This is a genomic window from Saccharopolyspora taberi, from assembly GCF_039534165.1.
In the GTDB taxonomy this organism is placed as follows: domain Bacteria; phylum Actinomycetota; class Actinomycetes; order Mycobacteriales; family Pseudonocardiaceae; genus Saccharopolyspora_D; species Saccharopolyspora_D taberi.
The window spans coordinates 16,577-34,377 of the sequence record NZ_BAAAUX010000023.1 but is presented as its reverse complement, the minus strand read 5'-3'; the positions used below and the strand labels follow the sequence as shown (position 1 = coordinate 34,377).

Annotated in this window: 17 protein-coding genes, 2 tRNA genes and 1 other RNA gene; 12 read left to right on the top strand and 8 right to left on the bottom strand. The window is 69.2% G+C overall.

The window, feature by feature from the left end; genetic code table 11:
• Positions 1 to 23: 23 nt before the first annotated feature.
• Positions 24 to 1,460 (bottom strand): zinc-dependent metalloprotease, encoded by a 1,437-nt coding sequence (locus tag ABD691_RS26565; protein WP_344684248.1) that lies wholly within the window; start codon positions 1,458 to 1,460, stop codon positions 24 to 26.
• An 81-nt stretch (positions 1,461 to 1,541) separates the two neighbouring features.
• On the opposite strand from ABD691_RS26565, the gene ABD691_RS26560 reads away from it, so the two are divergent.
• Entirely contained in the window at positions 1,542 to 2,567 is a 1,026-nt protein-coding gene (locus ABD691_RS26560) for a YlbL family protein (RefSeq protein ID WP_344684246.1), read from the top strand.
• 3 nt (positions 2,568 to 2,570) lie between these two features.
• Here ABD691_RS26560 and ABD691_RS26555 read toward each other — a convergent pair whose 3' ends face one another.
• Positions 2,571 to 3,098, bottom strand: coding sequence for a PPA1309 family protein (locus tag ABD691_RS26555; protein WP_344684244.1), 528 nt, complete (start codon positions 3,096 to 3,098; stop codon positions 2,571 to 2,573).
• Between the two features lie 196 nt (positions 3,099 to 3,294).
• Between ABD691_RS26555 and ABD691_RS26550 the strand changes: the two genes are divergently transcribed.
• From ABD691_RS26550 to ABD691_RS26540, 3 genes are all read left to right on the top strand, one after another.
• Positions 3,295 to 6,195: a UPF0182 family protein gene (locus ABD691_RS26550; protein WP_344684478.1), complete on the top strand. Its 2,901-nt coding sequence runs from the start codon at positions 3,295 to 3,297 to the stop codon at positions 6,193 to 6,195.
• A 154-nt stretch (positions 6,196 to 6,349) separates the two neighbouring features.
• A tRNA-Met gene (locus ABD691_RS26545) sits at positions 6,350 to 6,426 on the top strand.
• A gap of 302 nt (positions 6,427 to 6,728) precedes the next feature.
• A tRNA-Met gene (locus tag ABD691_RS26540) sits at positions 6,729 to 6,802 on the top strand.
• A 73-nt stretch (positions 6,803 to 6,875) separates the two neighbouring features.
• On the opposite strand, the gene ABD691_RS26535 is transcribed toward ABD691_RS26540, so the two are convergent.
• The gene (locus ABD691_RS26535) at positions 6,876 to 7,094 is read right to left on the bottom strand and encodes a hypothetical protein (protein ID WP_344684242.1); all 219 of its coding nucleotides are present in this window, start codon (positions 7,092 to 7,094) and stop codon (positions 6,876 to 6,878) included.
• Between the two features lie 341 nt (positions 7,095 to 7,435).
• Here ABD691_RS26535 and ABD691_RS26530 point away from each other — a divergent pair, with 341 nt between their 5' ends.
• The 7 genes from ABD691_RS26530 (at position 7,436) to ssrA (ending at position 12,838) form a co-directional block, all read left to right on the top strand.
• A complete protein-coding gene (locus tag ABD691_RS26530; RefSeq protein WP_344684240.1) occupies positions 7,436 to 7,933 on the top strand; it encodes a PadR family transcriptional regulator in 498 nt (165 codons plus the stop codon).
• Positions 7,934 to 8,021: 88 nt separating this feature from the next.
• Entirely contained in the window at positions 8,022 to 9,128 is a 1,107-nt protein-coding gene (gene prfB, locus ABD691_RS26525) for a peptide chain release factor 2 (protein WP_344684238.1), read from the top strand.
• Positions 9,129 to 9,333: 205 nt separating this feature from the next.
• On the top strand, positions 9,334 to 10,023 hold the full coding sequence (gene ftsE / locus ABD691_RS26520) for a cell division ATP-binding protein FtsE (RefSeq protein WP_344684236.1): 690 nt from the start codon (positions 9,334 to 9,336) through the stop codon (positions 10,021 to 10,023).
• A gap of 56 nt (positions 10,024 to 10,079) precedes the next feature.
• Positions 10,080 to 10,982 (top strand): permease-like cell division protein FtsX, encoded by a 903-nt coding sequence (ftsX, locus tag ABD691_RS26515; RefSeq protein WP_344684234.1) that lies wholly within the window; start codon positions 10,080 to 10,082, stop codon positions 10,980 to 10,982.
• 10 nt (positions 10,983 to 10,992) lie between these two features.
• Positions 10,993 to 11,469 (top strand): SsrA-binding protein SmpB, encoded by a 477-nt coding sequence (smpB, locus tag ABD691_RS26510; RefSeq protein ID WP_344684233.1) that lies wholly within the window; start codon positions 10,993 to 10,995, stop codon positions 11,467 to 11,469.
• Positions 11,463 to 12,371 carry an amidohydrolase family protein gene (locus ABD691_RS26505; protein WP_344684231.1) on the top strand — a complete coding sequence of 303 codons (909 nt, stop codon included), beginning with the start codon at positions 11,463 to 11,465 and terminating at the stop codon, positions 12,369 to 12,371. The genes smpB and ABD691_RS26505 overlap by 7 nt, the downstream gene beginning before the upstream one ends.
• 96 nt (positions 12,372 to 12,467) lie before the next feature.
• Positions 12,468 to 12,838: a transfer-messenger RNA gene (gene ssrA, locus ABD691_RS26500) on the top strand.
• Between the two features lie 67 nt (positions 12,839 to 12,905).
• Here ssrA and ABD691_RS26495 read toward each other — a convergent pair.
• The 4 genes from ABD691_RS26495 to ABD691_RS26480 all read right to left on the bottom strand — a co-directional run bounded on the left by ABD691_RS26495 (position 12,906) and on the right by ABD691_RS26480 (position 16,466).
• A complete protein-coding gene (locus tag ABD691_RS26495; protein WP_344684476.1) occupies positions 12,906 to 14,090 on the bottom strand; it encodes a DUF1266 domain-containing protein in 1,185 nt (394 codons plus the stop codon).
• Between the two features lie 74 nt (positions 14,091 to 14,164).
• Positions 14,165 to 14,767: a TetR/AcrR family transcriptional regulator gene (locus ABD691_RS26490; protein ID WP_344684474.1), complete on the bottom strand. Its 603-nt coding sequence runs from the start codon at positions 14,765 to 14,767 to the stop codon at positions 14,165 to 14,167.
• A gap of 145 nt (positions 14,768 to 14,912) precedes the next feature.
• A complete protein-coding gene (locus ABD691_RS26485; RefSeq protein WP_344684229.1) occupies positions 14,913 to 15,953 on the bottom strand; it encodes a methyltransferase in 1,041 nt (346 codons plus the stop codon).
• Between the two features lie 120 nt (positions 15,954 to 16,073).
• Positions 16,074 to 16,466 carry a type III secretion system chaperone family protein gene (locus tag ABD691_RS26480; RefSeq protein WP_344684227.1) on the bottom strand — a complete coding sequence of 131 codons (393 nt, stop codon included), beginning with the start codon at positions 16,464 to 16,466 and terminating at the stop codon, positions 16,074 to 16,076.
• A 146-nt stretch (positions 16,467 to 16,612) separates the two neighbouring features.
• On the opposite strand from ABD691_RS26480, the gene ABD691_RS26475 reads away from it, so the two are divergent.
• Complete coding sequence (locus ABD691_RS26475; protein ID WP_344684226.1) at positions 16,613 to 17,074, top strand: MarR family winged helix-turn-helix transcriptional regulator; 462 nt, start codon at positions 16,613 to 16,615, stop codon at positions 17,072 to 17,074.
• Here the strand turns inward: ABD691_RS26475 and ABD691_RS26470 are convergent.
• Positions 17,046 to 17,747 (bottom strand): cysteine hydrolase family protein, encoded by a 702-nt coding sequence (locus ABD691_RS26470; RefSeq protein ID WP_344684224.1) that lies wholly within the window; start codon positions 17,745 to 17,747, stop codon positions 17,046 to 17,048. The genes ABD691_RS26475 and ABD691_RS26470 overlap by 29 nt on opposite strands.
• Positions 17,748 to 17,801 lie beyond the last annotated feature (54 nt).

Sequence of the window (17,801 nt, the reverse complement as noted above, 5' to 3'; positions counted from 1 at the left end):
GACCCGGAAGCGGCGGCCGTCGTCTACTTGCGCTCGTCCCCGCCGGAGCCCTCGTCCCCGGAGCCTTCCCCGCCGGAGTCCTCCTCCGAGGACTGCTCGGCCTCCTTGGCCTCCGCGCGGCGGATCGCCGCGATCGGGTCGTCGAGGTCCTCCGAGCCCGAGCCCCACCGGTCGGCGAAGTCCAGCGGCTCGTCCAGGTCCTCGCTGCTCGGCAGCAGGTCCGGGTGCTCCCAGACGCGGTCGCGGCTGTCGATGCCGTGCCGCTCGGTCATCAGCCGCCACAGCGTGGCCGCCGACCGCAGCTGGCGCGGCCGCAGCTCCAGGCCGATCAGCGTCGCGAAGGTCTGCTCCGCCGGACCGCCGCTGGCGCGGCGCCTGCGGACGGTCTCGCTCAGCGCGCTCGCACCGGGCAGCCGCTCGCCGATGGCGTCGGCGACCACCACGTCGACCCAGCCCTCGACCAGCGCGAGCAGCGTCTCCAGCCGCTTGAGCGCGGCGTCCTGCTCCGGGGTCGTCTTGGGCTCGAGCATGCCGGAGTTCATCAGCTCCTGCATCGACGCCGGGTTCGTCGGGTCGATCTTGCTGGCCATGTCCTCCAGCGCCGAGGTGTCGACGCTGATGCCGTGGGCGTACTCCTCGACGGTGGCCAGCAGCCGCTGCCGCAGCCACGGCACGTGGCCGAACAGCCGGTGGTGGGCGGCCTCGCGGGCGGCCAGGAAGATCGTCGCCTCGCTGACCGGGCGGTCCAGGCCCTCCACGAACCGGGCGATGTTGGCCGGCAGCAGACCGGCCGTGCCTTCCGGCGCCAGCGGCAGCCCGACCTCGGTGGAGGTGAGCACCTCCGCGCCGAGCTGCGCCAGGCCCTGGCCCAGCTGCGAACCGAAGGTGAGCCCGCCCATCTGGCCGAGCATCGACAGCAGCGGCCCGGCGGCCTGCTTGGCCTCCTCCGGCATCGCCTCCAGCCAGGCGCTGGACATCCGCCGGGCGATCGGGTCGCACAGCCGCTGCCAGGTCGGCAGCGTCTTCTCCACCCAGTCCACCGACGACCAGGTCTGCACGCTGCGCACGCCCGCGGGCAGCGACGTGGTCGGGTCGAGCCACATCTCCGCCAGGTGCACGGCCTCCTCGATCGCTTTCACCTGCTCCTGGCTCGGGCGTTCGGTGCGCTGCGCGCTGTGCAGCTGCTGGATCGCCAGCTGCTTGGCGAGGTCGTAGTTGACCGGCCCCTCGGCGCCGCTGCCCGAGTGGCTCAGCACCTGGCCGAGCTGGGTCAGCATCTGGCCGAGCTGGCCGATGTCGAAGTTGGGCATGCCGCCCGGACCCCCGGGCAGGCTGCCGAATCCGAAGCCGGGGAAGTCCCCGGAGTTCCCGGCGCCACCCTCGGAGCGCCCTTCCGACGAGTCGCGCTTGTCGCGATCGTCGGGGTCCTGCGGGCCGAACCCGAACGGCAGATCACTCATGCTTCCACCGTACGCGGGTCGGGCCGCGAGGCAGAAGGTGTCCACTCCCTCGCCATCAGCGAACACGTACGCTGTCGCCCCGTGACCCGTCGAACGTGGACGCTGTTGACGAGCGTGCTGCTCGTCGTCGCCTTCGGACTGCTCGGCGCGTTCGTCCGAGTGCCGTTCGTGGCGCTCGGGCCGGGGCCGACCTACGACACGCTGGGCACGGAGGGGGACACCCCGGTCATCCGGATCGAGGGCAGGCAGACCTATCCGACCGCCGGACACCTCAACATGACCACGGTGTCGGTGACCGACCAGCTCTCGCTGTTCGGCGCGCTCGGCCTGTGGGTGAGCGGCCGGTACGCCCTGGCGCCGCGCGAGGTGTACTTCCCGCCGGACAAGTCCGAGCAGCAGATCGAGCAGGAGAACACCGCGGCGTTCAACGACTCGCAGACCACCGCCGAGACCGCCGCGCTGCGCTACCTCGGCTACCCGACCAAGGTGCTCGCGGGCGAGATCGTCAAGGGCAGCCCGATCGACGGCCTCGTCGCCCCGGGCGACCGGCTCATCAGCGCCAACGGCGTCCCGGTCACCAACTCGATGACGCTGCGCGAGGTCTTCGCGAACTCCCGGCCCGGCGACCGGGCCGAGATCCGCTTCCAGCACGCCGAGGAGCCCGAACGCGTGGTCGACGTCCAGCTCGCGCCGCACCCCAAGGGCGAGCCGCAGGGCTTCCTCGGGGTCGCCGCGACCGAGCGGCCGGACGTGCCGTTCGGCATCGAGATCAGCCTGGCCGACGTCGGCGGACCCTCGGCGGGGCTGATGTTCTCGCTGGCGATCGTCGACAAGCTCACCCCGGGCGAGCTCAACGGCGGCCAGTTCGTCGCGGGCACCGGCGAGATCGACCCGGAGGGCAGGGTCGGACCGATCGGCGGCATCCCGTTCAAGATGGTCAAGGCCCGCGAGGCGGGCGCGACGACCTTCCTGGTGCCCGCGGACAACTGCGCCGAGGCCAAGGCGCAGGCCCCGGACGACCTGCGGCTGGTCCGGGTCGGCACGCTCGACGAGGCGACCAAGGCGCTGGAAGCGATCAAGGCTGGCCAGACCCCGCCGAGCTGCTGACGGTCAGTCCTCGAAGGTCTCGCTGAGCGCGGCGAGCAGGTTCGGCGCGAGCGAGGGGTCCTCGATCCGCTCGCCCGGCTCGTCGCCCTCGCCGCGCAGCCGCATCACGCAGGCCTCGCCACCCTCGCGCAGCACCGCGGCGACCAGCCGCGCCTCCCGGCGCTCGGGGTGCTCGGCGGCGGCCTGCCGGGCCTGCTCGCCGTCGGTGGGCAGCTCCGCCTCCGCCTCCGGCGGCAGCACCACGATCTCCTGCACGATCGCGCACCCGGCGACCTGGTCCGGCCAGCTGATCCGGGCCAGCGCGTCGGCCAGGTCGTCGGCGGGCAGCGACTCCTGCGCGATCGGGGTCAGCGCGGACTCGGGGTCGAGCTGGTCGGCCAGGCCCGGCTCGGCGGCCAGCAGCTGGCGGGTGGGCACGAGCGCGAACACCTGGGTGGGCTGGTCCCATCCGGCCGTCGCGACGAACTCCTCGATCTCGCGGGCGGCCAGCCGCAGCGCCACGGCCATCCCCTCGCCGGTCTCCGATGACATGGGCCCATCGTCGCACCCGGGACGGGCCTGGTGAGCAGCGGTGCCGCCCGGGCGGGATGTCCGCTTCATCCAATTTTCGAGTGCGGTTCTGGAACTTTGCCGGGGGGTCGTAGAGTTGAACATCACGAGAGGGGTCGCCGGTGCTCGCGGCGGTCTCCAAGCCTGCTGACCGTCATCAGGAGAGTGCGCTGTGGCCATGCGGCCCCCGGTATCAATGCCGAAACTGTCCCGGCGGAGCCGGATCCTGCTGATCCTCGGCGGGGTGGTGCTGGTCGCCCTGCTCGCCGGCTCGCGGTTGCTGGGCACCTACGTGGACTGGCTGTGGTTCGGTGAGGTCGGCAAGCGCCAGGTCTTCACCACCCAGGTGCTGAGCCGGGCCGGGCTGGGCGTGGCCGTCGGTGCGTTCGTCGGCGGCGTGCTGCTGCTCAACCTCTGGATCGCCTACCGGAGCCGGCCGGTGTTCGTCCCGGTCAGCGGCCCGGACGACCCGCTCGCGCGGTACCGCACGGTGACCACCGAGCGCTCCCGGCTGATCGGGCTGGGCATCCCGATCGTGGTCGCGGTGATCGGCGGGCTCACCGCGCAGTCGGACTGGCAGACGCTCCAGCTGTTCCTGCACAGCGTGCCGTTCGGCCAGGCCGACCCCGAGTTCGGCAACGACATCGCGTTCTACACCTTCGAGCTGCCGTTCTGGCGCTACCTGCTGTCCTGGTCGTTCGTCGCGATCAGCGTCGGCTTCCTCGGGGCGCTGGTCACGCACTACATCTTCGGCGGCATCCGGCTGGCGGGCCGGTCCGGCCAGATCGCGGCCCCGGCGCGGATCCAGCTGTCGGTGCTGGCCGGGCTGTTCGTGCTGCTGAAGGCGGTCGACTACTTCTTCGACCGGTACGACCTGCTGCTGTCCCAGCGCAACGCGCTGTTCACCGGTGCCACCTACACCGACCTGAACGCGCTGATGCCGGTCAAGCTGATCCTGATGATCATCGCGCTGTTCTGCGCGCTGGCGTTCTTCGCGGCGATCTTCCTGCGCAACGTGCAGATCCCGGCGATCGCGACCGTGCTGCTGGTGCTGTCGAGCATCCTGGTCGGCTCGGTGTGGCCCGCGCTGCTGGAGCAGTTCTCGGTGCGCCCGAACGCCAACCAGCGGGAGGCGCTGTCGATCGAGCGCAACATCGCCGCGACCCGCAGCGCCTTCGACATCGGGCAGGACAAGGTCGACTTCGTCGACTACGCGGGCAAGACGGCGCTGACGCCCGGCGAGGTCGCCGACGACAAGGGCACGATCCCGAACATCCGGCTGCTCGACCCCAACGTCCTGTCCGACACGTTCACCCAGCTCACCCAGCAGTACAACTTCTACGGCTTCAACAAGAAGCTCGACGTCGACCGGTACCGCGACGCGGAGGGCAACCTGCGCGACTACCTGGTCGCGCTGCGCGAGATCAACACCGACGGCCTCGCCGAGAACCAGCAGAGCTGGATCAACCGGCACATGGTCTACACCCACGGCAACGGCTTCATCGCCGCGCCCGCGGACCGGGTCGACTCCACCTTCCAGGAGGGCGCCACCCAGGGCGGCTACCCGGTGTTCCAGATCAGCGACGTGGCCAACGACGGCAGGGGCGCGATCCCGGTCCAGAACCCGCGGGTGTACTACGGCGAACTGCTCGCCCAGAACGACTACGCGATCGTCGGCGGCAACCCGGGCGAGGCCCCGCGGGAGTACGACACCGACCAGTCCGCCTACACCTACACCGGCCAGGGCGGCGTGCCGCTGGGCAGCTTCTTCAACCGCCTGGTCTTCGCCGGCTACTACGGGGAGCGCAACTTCCTGTTCAACACCGCGATCGGCAGCGACTCCAAGGTCATGTACGAGCGGAACCCGCGCGACCGGGTGCAGAAGGTCGCGCCGTGGCTCAAGCTCGACGGCGACCCGTACCCGGCGGTGGTCGACGGCAAGGTCAAGTGGATCATCGACGGCTACACCACGCTCGACAACTACCCGTACGCGCAGCTGACCCAGTTCGGCGCGGCGACCACCGACACGCTCAACGGCGTCGAGCGGCAGACGAACCAGCCGATCAACTACATCCGGAACTCGGTCAAGGCGACCGTCGACGCCTACGACGGCTCGGTCGACCTCTACGCGGTCGACGAGAAGGACCCGGTGCTCAAGGCGTGGCAGGGCGTCTTCCCCGGCGTGGTCAAGCCGTCCGCCGAGATCAGCCCGCAGCTGCGGGACCACTTCCGGTACCCGGAGGACCTGTTCAAGGTCCAGCGGCAGCTGCTGACCCAGTACCACGTGAACAACCCCGGTGACTTCTTCTCCAACCGCACCTTCTGGGAGGTCCCGCCGGACCCGACCAGCAGCGGTCAGGGCGGCACCAACCAGGGCAACCAGCAGCCGCCGTACTACGTGCTCGCGCAGGTCGAGGGGCAGGACAGGCCGACCTTCCAGCTCACCAGCGCGCTCACCGCGCTGCGGCGGCAGAACCTGGCGGCGTGGGTGTCGGCGTCCTCGGACCCGGACGACTACGGCAAGCTCACCGTGCTGCGGCTGCCGACCAACACCCAGACCCCGGGCCCGAACCAGGTCCAGAACCAGATGGAGTCCACCCCGGAGGTCACCGAGAACCGGACGCTGTTCAACAACCCGCAGGTCACGGCGATCTTCGGGAACCTGCTGACGCTGCCGGTCGCGGGCGGTCTGCTCTACGTCGAGCCGATCTACATCCAGCGCAACGAGACCGAGTCCTACCCGCAGCTGGCGCGGGTGCTGGTGTCGTTCGGCGGCAAGGTCGGGTTCTCCGAGACGCTGGCGGGTGCGCTCGAAGAGGTCTTCGGCCCCGGCGCCGGGCAGCAGGCGGGCGACGAGCCGCCGGGCCAGGACAGCACCCCGCCGCCCGCGCAGAACCCGGGCGAGCAGCCGCCGCCTGCCAGCCCGGAGATGAGCAAGGCGGTCGGCGACATCCGGTCCGCGCTGGAAGCGGTCCGCAGCGCGCAGCAGTCCGGCAACTTCGGCCAGATGGGCACCGCCTACCAGCAGCTCGACGAAGCGCTCAAGCGCTTCGAGCAGCTGCAGGGCGGCGGTCGCTGACGCTGCTCCCGGTGGGGCGCCCGCACCTCGGTGCGGGCGCCCCACCTGCATTTCCAGGGGTCGTGCTTGCGAGTGGTGATGACGCTGATCACTTCTCACGGGACCTGGTTTGCACTAGGATTGGCGGGTCATCTAGTCTGGTGGCACAACACAGCGCGGGGTGGAGCAGCTCGGTAGCTCGCTGGGCTCATAACCCAGAGGTCGCAGGTTCGAATCCTGTCCCCGCTACCAAGATGGTGTTTGGCGGCGCACTTTCGTGCGCCGCCTTCCCTTTTTTCCGATCATTTTGCGGGGCCGAGCCCCGCAGGCCCCACGGTGCGGTGGTCGGGTTTCGTCGGCTCCTCGCTTTTCGCGGTTCCCGGCCTGCTCTCGGACCAGCTTCTTCCGGCTCGGGTGGGTTCTGGCTCGGGTGGTTCTGGCGTGGGTGGGTTTGGCTCGGGTGGGGTGGTTTCTGCTGGTCAGGGGGTTGTTGGACCCCCTGTGAAAGGGGGTTTTTGGTGGGGTGTAGAGTTCTTTTTACAACAGAAATACGGCGCGGGGTGGAGCAGCTCGGTAGCTCGCTGGGCTCATAACCCAGAGGTCGCAGGTTCGAATCCTGTCCCCGCTACTAACGAAGGCCCGGACCGAAATGGTCCGGGCCTTCGCCGTTTCCGCTGTTGCTGTTCCCGCCGGGGGTACGCTCAGAGGCCCTCCGCCCACTTCCGGGCGCAGGCGGGCGAGCACACCCGGCCTTCTCCGCGCACCAGGTGGTGGCGGCGCATGGACCGGCCGCAGACCATGCACGAGTCGGTTCCGGTTTCGAGTTGCACGGGCACCAGGGCCTTCGCGCGTTCGGTGACCTTGTCCGTCATCTTCGCCCCGGTCTCCACGAGCTTGGTACGCAACCAACTGCGATGCACGGTCGCACCTCCAGATCGCCGCACTCCTGGCCGCCGGTCGGTCGGCCAAACAGCAGAGTGCGCGGCGCGCGCCGCGAGCGGCAGTGCGGCCGGGGGATAGCACCTCTTGGTGCGGGCAAGAACGCCCGGACAGGGCAGCGCTTCCGACCCCGGTAGCGCTCCGTGCACCCGCGCGATCCGTTCGGCCGAAGCGAAACCGCTTCACGTGTGAGTTCCGGACGGTCCCGCGACCGGGGAACGGAGTAGTCGTTCGTCCACTCGGACCAGTTCGCTGCAACCACAGTGGACAGAAGCGGTGGCCACTGTGGACACCATCGCGGACACGTGGCACCGTTGGTGGGGTGACCGAGCTGAATGCGACTTCCGCCGCCCTGCTGGGCCTACTGCACGAGGGTCCGAAGACCGGTGGCCAGTTGGTGGCCGCCGCCACCGAACGCTTCGGCGGGTTCTTCAGTGTGACCCGCAGCCAGGTTTACCGGGAACTGCCCGCGCTCACCGACGCCGGTCTGCTCCGGCTCGGCAAGCAGGGGCCGCGCTCCAGCCAGCAGTACGCGATCACCGCCGCGGGCAAGCGCGCCTTCAAGTCGTGGCTGAACACCGAACCGGGGCCGGACAACGTCCGCAGCCCGCTGATCCTGCGGCTGGTCCACTCCGGATCGCTGACGCCGAAGCAGCGGGCCGCGCTGGTCGAGTCCGCCCGCGGTCAGTACGCGGCCAAGCTCGACGAGGCCAAGAACGCCGCCAAGGCGACCACCGACCCGTACGAGAAGGCCGCTGCCGACTTCGCCGTCGCGCACAACCGGGCGGTCATCAAGCTGCTCGACGCGATTCCGGACTAGCGGACGCGAGCGTCCCGGGCGGCCCCTCGGCGGGCCGCCCGGCATCGCAGTTCCGGCGTCCGGGCCGAGTCAAGTACGCTTGAGCACTGTGAATCCCGATGTCGCCGCCGACCTCAAGGAACTTGCCACCACTCTCGAGGGCATCGAGAGCGTGATGGATCTCGACTCGTTGCGCGCGAAGATCGCGGAACTCGAGGAGGAGGCGGCCCGCCCCGACCTTTGGGACGACGTCGAGCACGCCCAGCGGGTCAGCAGCCAGCTGGTGCACCGGCAGGCGGAGCTGCGCAAGGTCAACGACCTCCGCCAGCGGGTGGAGGACCTGGAGGTCCTCTACGAGCTCGCCGAGGACGAGGGCGACGACTCCGGGCTGGCCGAGGCCGACGCCGAGCGGGCCCGGCTGAAGAAGGACCTCGAAGCGCTGGAGGTCCGCACCCTGCTTTCCGGTGACTACGACCAGCGCGAGGCGATGGTCACCATCCGAGCCGAGGCCGGTGGCGTCGACGCCGCCGACTTCGCCGAGATGCTGATGCGGATGTACGTCCGCTGGGCCGAGCGGCACGAGTACGGCGTCGAGGTCTACGACACCTCCTACGCCGAAGAGGCCGGCCTGAAGTCGGCGACCTTCCGGATCAACGCCCCCTACGCCTACGGCACGCTGTCGGTCGAGCAGGGCACGCACCGGCTGGTCCGCATCTCGCCGTTCGACAACCAGGGCCGCAGGCAGACCTCGTTCGCCGGGGTCGAGGTGCTGCCCGTGGTGGAGGAGACCGACCACGTCGAGATCCCGGAGAAGGACATCCGGGTCGACGTCTTCCGGTCCTCCGGTCCCGGCGGGCAGAGCGTGAACACCACCGACTCCGCCGTGCGCATCACCCACATCCCGACCGGCATCGTGGTCTCCTGCCAGAACGAGAAGTCGCAGCTGCAGAACAAGGCCGCCGCGCTGCGCGTGCTCCAGTCGAAGCTGCTCGCGCGCAAGAAGGAGGAGGAGCGGGCCGAGCTGGACGCGCTCAAGGACAGCGGCTCCAGCTGGGGCAACCAGATGCGCTCCTACGTCCTGCACCCGTACCAGATGGTCAAGGACCTGCGGACCGAGTTCGAGGTCGGCAACCCGGACGCGGTGCTCGACGGCCAGATCGACGGCTTCCTCGAGGCCGGCATCCGCTGGCGCCGCCAGCAGGAGACCGCGGCGTAGCTCGCGGCGGTGCGGCGTCGCCGGAAGGACTGCGAACCTAAATCGCATCGTTGTGGTTCAGCCGAGCCCGCCGGGTGACCGGAGGCGCTCTCCAGGCGTGGTCGCGACCCCTGGTGACCGGTCGAAAACCCCAGGTAGCCGGGTGTTCGGCCGCTGGTGCGGGTGAGCGACATCCCTCGAAAGGTCGCGGGTAAACTCACGCCCCGTGATCCGGCTCGAACACGTGTCAAAGGCGTACAAGACGTCGACCCGACCCGCTCTTGAGGACGTCTCGGTCGCTATCGACAAGGGCGAGTTCGTGTTCCTCATCGGCCCCTCCGGGTCGGGCAAGTCGACCTTCCTGCGGCTGCTGCTGCGGGAGGACGTGCCCACCCGAGGACGGGTGTGGGTCGCCGACTGGAACGTCGCCAAACTGCCCCGCCGACGGGTGCCGCGCCTGCGGCAGCGCATCGGGTGCGTCTTCCAGGACTTCCGGCTGCTCAACAACAAGACGGTCGCCGAGAACGTCGCCTTCGCGCTGGAGGTGATCGGCAAGCCCCGGCACACCATCCGCAAGGTGGTGCCCGAGGTGCTGCAGCTGGTCGGCCTCGACGGCAAGGCGGACCGGATGCCGCACGAGCTCTCCGGTGGTGAGCAGCAGCGGGTCGCGATCGCGCGGGCGTTCGTCAACCGGCCGCTGGTGCTGCTGTGCGACGAGCCGACCGGGAACCTGGACCCCGACACCAGCCAGGACATCATGCTGCTGCTTGAGCGGATCAACCGCACCGGAACCACCGTCGTCATGGCGACCCACGACCACGGGATCGTCGACTCGATGCGCCGCCGGGTCGTGGAACTGAGCCTCGGCAAGGTCGTGCGCGACGACGCCCGCGGCGTCTACGGCGTCGGCCGGTAGCGGCCCGCCCCCGGCAACTCCTTCCCCCGACTCAAGCCAGGAAAGCTGACTCAAAGATGCGCGCGAGCTTCGTATTCAGCGAGGTCGTCAACGGCCTGCGCCGCAACGTGACGATGACCATCGCGATGATCCTGACGACGGCCATCTCGGTCGGCCTCCTCGGCGGTGGTCTGCTCGTGGTCCGGCTGATCGACAAGATGCAGGAGACCTACCAGGACCGCGTCGAGGTCGTCGTGTTCATGACCGATGACGTCAGCGCCAACGACCCCAGCTGCTCCCAGCAGCCGTGCGCGAGCATCAAGTCGCAGCTCACCCAGGCGTCGGGCGTGGAGAACGTCCGCTACGAGAACCGCGACGAGGCGTTCGACAACTTCAACAAGGTCTTCGAGTCCCAGCCCGAGCTGCGCGAGGTCGCCCGCAAGGAGGCCATGCCCGCGTCGCTGCGCGTGCAGCTGGAGGACCCGGACCGGTTCCCGGTGATCGAGCAGCAGCTGACCGGCAAGCCCGGGGTGGACAGCGTCGTCGACCAGGCCGACTACCTGAACCGGCTGTTCGACGTGCTCAACGGCGTGCGCAACGCGACGTTCTCGATCGCGCTGGTGCAGGCGCTGGCCGCGCTGCTGCTGATCTCCAACACGATCCAGCTCTCGGCGTTCACCCGGCGCACCGAGACCGGCATCATGCGGCTGGTCGGCGCGACCCGGTGGTACACCCAGATGCCGTTCCTGCTGGAGGCGGTGGTCTCCGGTCTGATCGGCGCGGTGCTGGCGATCGCCGGTCTGCTGATCTCGAAGGCGACGTTCATCGACAAGGTGATGGCGCCGGTCTTCGGCACCGGGATCATCCCGGAGATCGGCTACGCCGACATCGCCTGGGTCTCGCCGATCCTGCTGCTCGTGGCCGCAGGCATCTCGGCGATCACCGGATATGTGACGCTCCGGTTGTACGTCCGCTTGTAGTGTTGCGGGTATGGCGAAGGAAAAGGGCCGCAAGCTGATCGCGCAGAACCGCAAGGCGCGGCACGACTGGTCCGTGCTGGACACCTACGAGACCGGCATCGTGCTGACCGGTACCGAGGTGAAGAGCCTGCGGCAGGGCAAGGCGTCGCTGGTCGACGGGTTCGCCACCGTCGACCGCGGCGAGGTGTGGCTGCGCAACGTGCACATCCCGGAGTACACCGAGGGCACGTGGACCAACCACGAGCCCCGGCGCTCCCGGAAGCTGCTGCTGCACAAGGGCGAGATCGTCCGCCTGATCGGCAAGATCCAGGAGAGCGGGCTGAGCCTGATCCCGCTGTCGCTGTACTTCTCCGACGGCAAGGCCAAGGTCGAGCTCGCGCTGGCCAAGGGCAAGAAGGCGCACGACAAGCGCCAGGACCTGGCCAAGCGGGACGCGCAGCGGGAGATCGAGCGGGCCATGGGCCGGGCCCGGAAGGGCAGTTGGTAGCCGCCGCGCCCGCCGACGACGGGCAGGTCCGGTCGTGGCTGGCGGAGCTCGGGATCCCGGGCCTGGTCGACATCCACACGCACTTCCTGCCGCCGCGGGTCCTGCGCAAGGTGTGGGCGTACTTCGACCAGGCCCGCGTGCACTACGGCGTGGACTGGCCGATCCGCTACCGGCACGCTGAGGTGACCCGGTTGCAGGTGCTGCGCGATCTCGGCGTCACGACGTTCGCGCCGCTGGTGTACCCGCACAAGCCGGGCATGGCGGCGTGGCTGACGGAGTGGGCCGTCGACTTCGGGAACCGGACCCCGGGCGCGGTGCCGACCGCGACCATGTACCCGGAGCCCGGCAGCGCCGAGTCGCTGCGGGCCGCCGTCGAAGCGGGCGCCCGGTGCGTGAAGGTCCACGTGCAGGTCGGGGGTTTCGACCCGCGCGACCCGCTGTTGGACGAGTCGTGGGGAGTGCTGGCCGAGGCGGGTGTGCCTGCTGTGGTGCACTGCGGACACGGTCCGCTGCCGGGCAGCTACACCGGACTGGACGTGTTCGGCGAAGTGCTGGCCAGGCACCCGCGCCTGGTCGCGGTGCTCGCGCACGCGGGAATGCCGGAGTACGAGTCGGCGTTGGAACTGGTGTCGAGGTACCCCGGTGTGCACATGGACACCACGATGGTCGGCGTCGAGTACACCGAGCGACTGGCACCGTTGCCGCGCGACTGGGCCGCACGGCTCGCCGACATCGGGGACCGGATCGTGCTGGGGACCGACTTCCCGAACATCCCGTACCCGTACGCCGAGCAGCTGGCCGCGATCGTCGGATGGGCGAACGCCGACGACCGGCTGGGCGCGCTCTTCCTGCGGGCGGTGTTGCACGACACCCCGGGGAAGCTGCTCCGCACCAGGTCGTGACGGGTACGGGGATATGGGAATGATCGTCAGGTCGGCAGGCGTTATCCTGTTGTTCAGTGGTTCGAAGGACAGGCCGCTGGACAACAGGACGGCCAGGGGGGTGAACGGTTTCGACTCCGTACGTTGATCCAAGGGAAGCGTGCCGGTGCAGGCGGGAGACCACCGTGAGCGTCGCCGCAATTGAATAAGCGCCGACAAGAGTCAGCGCGAGTTCGCCCTCGCCGCCTGAGCGAGGAGCGACTCTGTCGGACCGGGAGCGCCTCCGACCCGGGATCCGGCATCAGCTAGGAGGCTCTTACCGCCAGGTTCGGCCGCGGAACCTGGCGGGACACCAAACAGCGGCTGGGCTCGTCACACCGGCTGGTTCGTGAGACCGGTGGAGCCGAGCAGAGGCACAGCGAACTGCGCACGGAGAAGTCTTGGTGAAGCGACGGAGGACCCGGGTTCGATTCCCGGCACCTCCACCGAGGATGGGCCACCCGTTTTGCGGGTGGCCTTCCTGCTGTTTCGGGGTCGCGACGAACCTGGCCACCGTCAGTCGACGTTGAACGGGATGTTGCGCCACGGGCTGGACGGCTCGTTCAACAGGATCCGGTGCGCCCCGACCACCGGGTGGTAGAACTCGCCGTACGTCTCCTCGTCGAACCGCAGCACCCGGCCGAGGATGTAGCCGGCCGAGAAGTCCGCCCACGAGCGATGCGCCTTTCGGCTCAACTCGCCCGCCTCGAGGATCGCCTGCTCGGCCTCGTTGAAGGTCAGGTACCGGGCGCTCAGTCCCCACCGGGCGAAGTTGACCGCCCGGCCGTAGTCGTATCCCAGCGTCGACGTGACTCGGCCGTCCGGCGGCAGCACGCCGTCGGCGCGGAAACGTGCTTCGTACCGCAGGATTCGCCCGATCAACTCCTGAATGGCGGGGATCCCGCCGGGATCGTTGCCAAGGGCCAGGAACTGGTCGACGCTGATCTTCCGCCACGCCTCCGCGTCGTCCCTCGTGCCCGGCCATCGCCGCGTCATCGCCTCGCGAACGCCGAGCAAGAACTCGATTTGCGCCGGGCTGTTCATGCCTCGCAGAAGAAAGGAAAGCTGCCCGAGGCAACCGTCCCGGTCGGTGACGTTCCACGCGTCGCGCAGCACCAGCACGTCTTCCGCGTAGTGGTCGTAGCAGTCGCCGATGTCGTTCCAGACCACCTTGTTGTGCGTCGCGAGGAGGGCGCCGCACGCCAGGCCGTGCGCGAGTGGACCATGGAGCGGTCCGGTGTACTTGGTGCGCAGGATCGCGTCCGCACCGACTCGCGGGGTGCTTTCCTTCAGGGCTTTCCAGCTTTTGCGCTGCTTGTGGATATCCGGAAAGTGCGCCTCCGTCGGTGTTCCCGGATTGACCACCACCCCGCGCCACTCCGCGAGCACCGCGTCGACCCTCGACAACGGGAGCTCGACCGGGTGCACCACCACGTCCTGGCGAGGTGGGAGCAGCTCCCCTCTGGTGTACACGGGAAGGAGCTTTCGACCATCCGGCCCGTGGAGATACTGCCAATGCGGCAACCCCAGCTTGCTGCTGTCGATTTGCGTCCTGGACGAATAGCCGAACAGGTCGTTGGTAAGCAGGACCCGGAGATAACCGTCCCAGTCGCCGCGGACCTTCGTGGCGTACAGCGCACGTTCGACGTCGGTCGGTAGCGGCGGACCACCAGGCTCGGCTCCGCCAGCACCCGTGATCATTTCCGCCACAACGGCGGACTTTATCAAGGCCGCTGGAGTCGGTGGGTCAGCTCATCGTCGGAGCGACTCCGGCCTCAGCGGCGGGTCTTTGCCTGTTTGGGGTCCGGGTCGATCAGGGTCCGGATTACCGGGGCCGCTACTCGGATCACGTCCTCCAGGTCCGCTTCCGCCAGGTCCGGGAAGCGGAGGAGGTAGCGGCCGCTGGCCAGGCCCATCATCATCGCCGAGTACACACCTGCTCTGAGGCGGGCGTCGGGGAGGTGGCCCATGTGCTTGGCGATCGCGTCCACCGAGTTGGCCGTGACGTGTTCGCGCAGCATCTCCGCTGCTTCCTCGCTCGTCATGCTCGCGCGCAGGAGGACCGACATCGGGGAGATCGGGTCTTTGGCCCAGCCTTCGAGCATGGCTCGGATCTGCTGTTCGGCCGTGATGCCCGTGTCGACCGCGGTCAGCTCGTCGATGGGGATGTCCCAGTGCACCGCTTCGCGGAACAGCTGCTGCTTGTTGCCGAAGTACTTGATGACCGACGACTTGTCCGCGTCCGCTGCGGCGGCGATGGCGCGGATGGTCGCGCGCTCGTAGCCGACCGTCGCGAACGTCTTGCGGGCCGCGAGGAGGATGCGGCGCCGGGTCCGCTCGCCCTTGGTGTCCGCTCCGGTCGTCTCGTCGGTCGTCATGTCGCTCACCCGGCCGTCTCCTGTCTCCTCACCGCGGAGTCAAAAAGGTTACCCGCGGGCAAACCCCCGCCATCCGACTGTAGTTGGTCCGCGGTTGGGCGACGAACCACCGAGGCGCGGCGGCATCGTTGGCGCCGCGCCGCGATCAGCCGTCCTTGTGCGCCACGACCAGGACGTCCTCGCCGAGGTCCGGCAGGCCGGAGGTGACCGGACTGAAGCCCGCCGTGCGCAGCCAGCCGTGGCAGTCCTCGGCGGAGTACTCGTGGCCGCCCGCCGACCACACCCGCATGCCGAGGCTGGACAGGAGCCGGTTCAGCGACGGGGTGCCTTCGGTGATCATGTGGTCGTAGATGAACACCGAGCCGCCGGGCCGCAGCGACCGGTACGCGTTGCGCAGGATGGTGATGCGCTCGTCGACGCCCCAGTTGTGCAGGACGTGGCCGAAGACCATCGCGTCGGCCTCCGGGAGCGGGTCGGTGAAGAAGTCCCCGCCCCGGTAGGTGATCGGCTCGCGGGCGCCGGTGGTGGCCAGGTACTCGTGGAAGGCCGGTTCGAGCGCGGGCAGGTCGAACACGATCCCTTCCAGGTGCGGGTTGCGTGACACCAGCAGGCGGATCAGGTGCCCGCGCGCACCGCCCACGTCCACCACGGACCTGTAGTCCGACCAGTCCAGGGCGCTCAGGGTCAGCGCGACCGGGGTCGCGGCCAGGTCCATGCTGTCCAGGAACGTCTCGGTGACGTCGGCGTCGGCGTAGAGCGAGTCGTACGGGTTGCTGCCTCCGGTCGCGGCCCGGTTGGCCGGGCTGCCGGTGCGCAGCGTGTCGGTCAGGCCGTCGAACGCCGGGTTCAGCTGCCGGTCGCAGAACCGCACGTACCCGCCGATGTAGGCGTGCCCGCCCTTGATCAGGTGGCGCTCGGCGGCCTGCGAGTTGCGGTAGCGGCCCGCTTCCTCCTCCAGCAGCCCGAGATGGACCAGCGCACCGAGGAAGTCGTGCACGCCGGACGACTGGAAGCCCAGCATCGCGCAGATCTTCTCGGCGGTGGCCGGGCTGCCGGAAAGCCGGGAGAACAGGTCGACCTCCACCGCGGTCATCAGGATCCGCGCCTTCCAGTCCCCGGTCAGGATTTCCATGATGTGGCCGAGTCCAGCGAACTCGCTTTCCCGTTCCTGCTCGGTTGTGCTCATTGCCCACCCCTCGGGATCGCTTGCGGCAAAACATAAGTAGACGGTTGTACACCTTGGGGTGTCAAGGGAAGCGCAGGAGGAAAGGCTTGTCCCGCAAGGGAAAGCGAGGGAAATGTCAGGTCAGTACCCGTCGCCGCCGAAGAAGAGCTCTTCGAGGTGGTCGGCGGTGTCGGCGACGAAGGTCAGCGGGTCGGTGAACTCGTTGATGTCGAGGTTCTCCAGCGGCAGCGCGTGGCGCAGGACCAGGTGCTCGCCCATGATGACCGCGCCGCACACGACCGAGGTCTCGCCGATCTCCTCCAGGAAGCGCTTCAGGTCCACGTCGGCGACCAGCCCGCAGACCGAGGCCACCTGCACCCAGTCCTCCCGGCCGTCCAGGATCTCGCGGGCGATGATGATGACCTGGCTGCGGCCGTCCTCGTACTCGATGAGGATCCGGAGCTCGTCGTCGGTGTCCTTGGTGACCTCGTACTCGGAACGGATGAAGTCGGTCAGGTTCTCCCAGGTTGCCACGTTCCCCTCCAGGTTCGTCGATCACCGCCGAGCGTATTGCAACCCGGCCGTCCCGGGGGGCCGAACCGGGCTGGTCCACTGTGGTCGGTCGGGTGGCCCGTTCCCGCTGCGAGTACCGTCCGGAGGTCGATCCAGAGGAGGCAGTGGTGGCGCAGGAGCAGCGGCGGGCCGACCGGATGGCCGCGGACCCGGACCTGGGTGCGCTCAGCGCCCGGCTGCTGTTCTCCGTGCAGGCCGAGCTGTTCGGGACGCTGGCCGAGCGCGGGTTCGACGACCTCACCCCGCGGCACGGCGCGGTGCTGGCCTACCTCGACGAGTCCGGTGTCCGGGCCAGCGAGCTCGCGCGGCTTTCCGGGCTGCACAAGCAGATCATCGGGACCATCGTCGACGAGCTGGAGGCGCTCGGCTACGTGGAGCGGAAACCGGATCCCGCCGACCGCCGGGCGAAGCTGGTGGTGCCGACCGAGCGGGGTCTGGCCGAGCAGCGCGCCGCGGACGGCATCCTCGCAGGCATCGAGCGGCGGCACGCCGAGGCGCTGTCCGAGCAGCGCTACGCGCGGTTCAAGCGGGATCTGCGGTTCATCGTGGAGCGGCAGCGGTCGCGGTGAAGGACACCGCGTCCGAGATCCAGCCGAGGTTGCGCTCGATCACCGCCAGCGACGCCTCGTGGTTGGCCCGGCCCATCGGTTCGCTGGTGCAGTCGGCGAGCAGGACCGGCAGGTAGTCGCGGAACATCGCGTCCCGGATCGTCGACTCGACGCAGACGCTGGTGGTGCAGCCGGTCACGACCAGCGTGGTGATCCCGAGCCTGGTGAGCGTGGCGTCCAGGTCGGTGTCGTAGAAGCCGCTGTAGCGGGTCTTCGGCAGCACGCGGTCGCCGGGTTCGGGAGCGAGTTCGGGCAGGATCTCGGTGTTCCAGGTGCCCTGGACGAGCTGGCGGCCCGTTCCGCCGGCGGGTGTCGGCACGGTCCTGCCGACGCCGGCGGCCTCGTGCGCGAGGCGGTTCTTCGAGCGCGGGGCGCCCATGTCGGCGAGGTCGGGCCGGTAGCCGTGCTGGAGGTAGATCACCGGCATCCCCGCCGACCGCGCGGTCGCGGTCACGCGCGCGATCGGGTCGATCGTCGCGCGGACCGCGCCGATGTCGAGCCCGGCCAGGTCGGCCATGCCGCCCGGGGCTCCGAAGTCGTTCTGCATGTCGATCACGAGGACCGCGCTCTCGGCCGGGTCGAGATCGAGGGCGGCGGGTTTGGCGGGCAGCAGCATCGGGCGGCACTCCGTCATCGAATCTGGGTCATCAAATCTTGGTCATCAATCTTGATAGTCAAGGATGGTGAC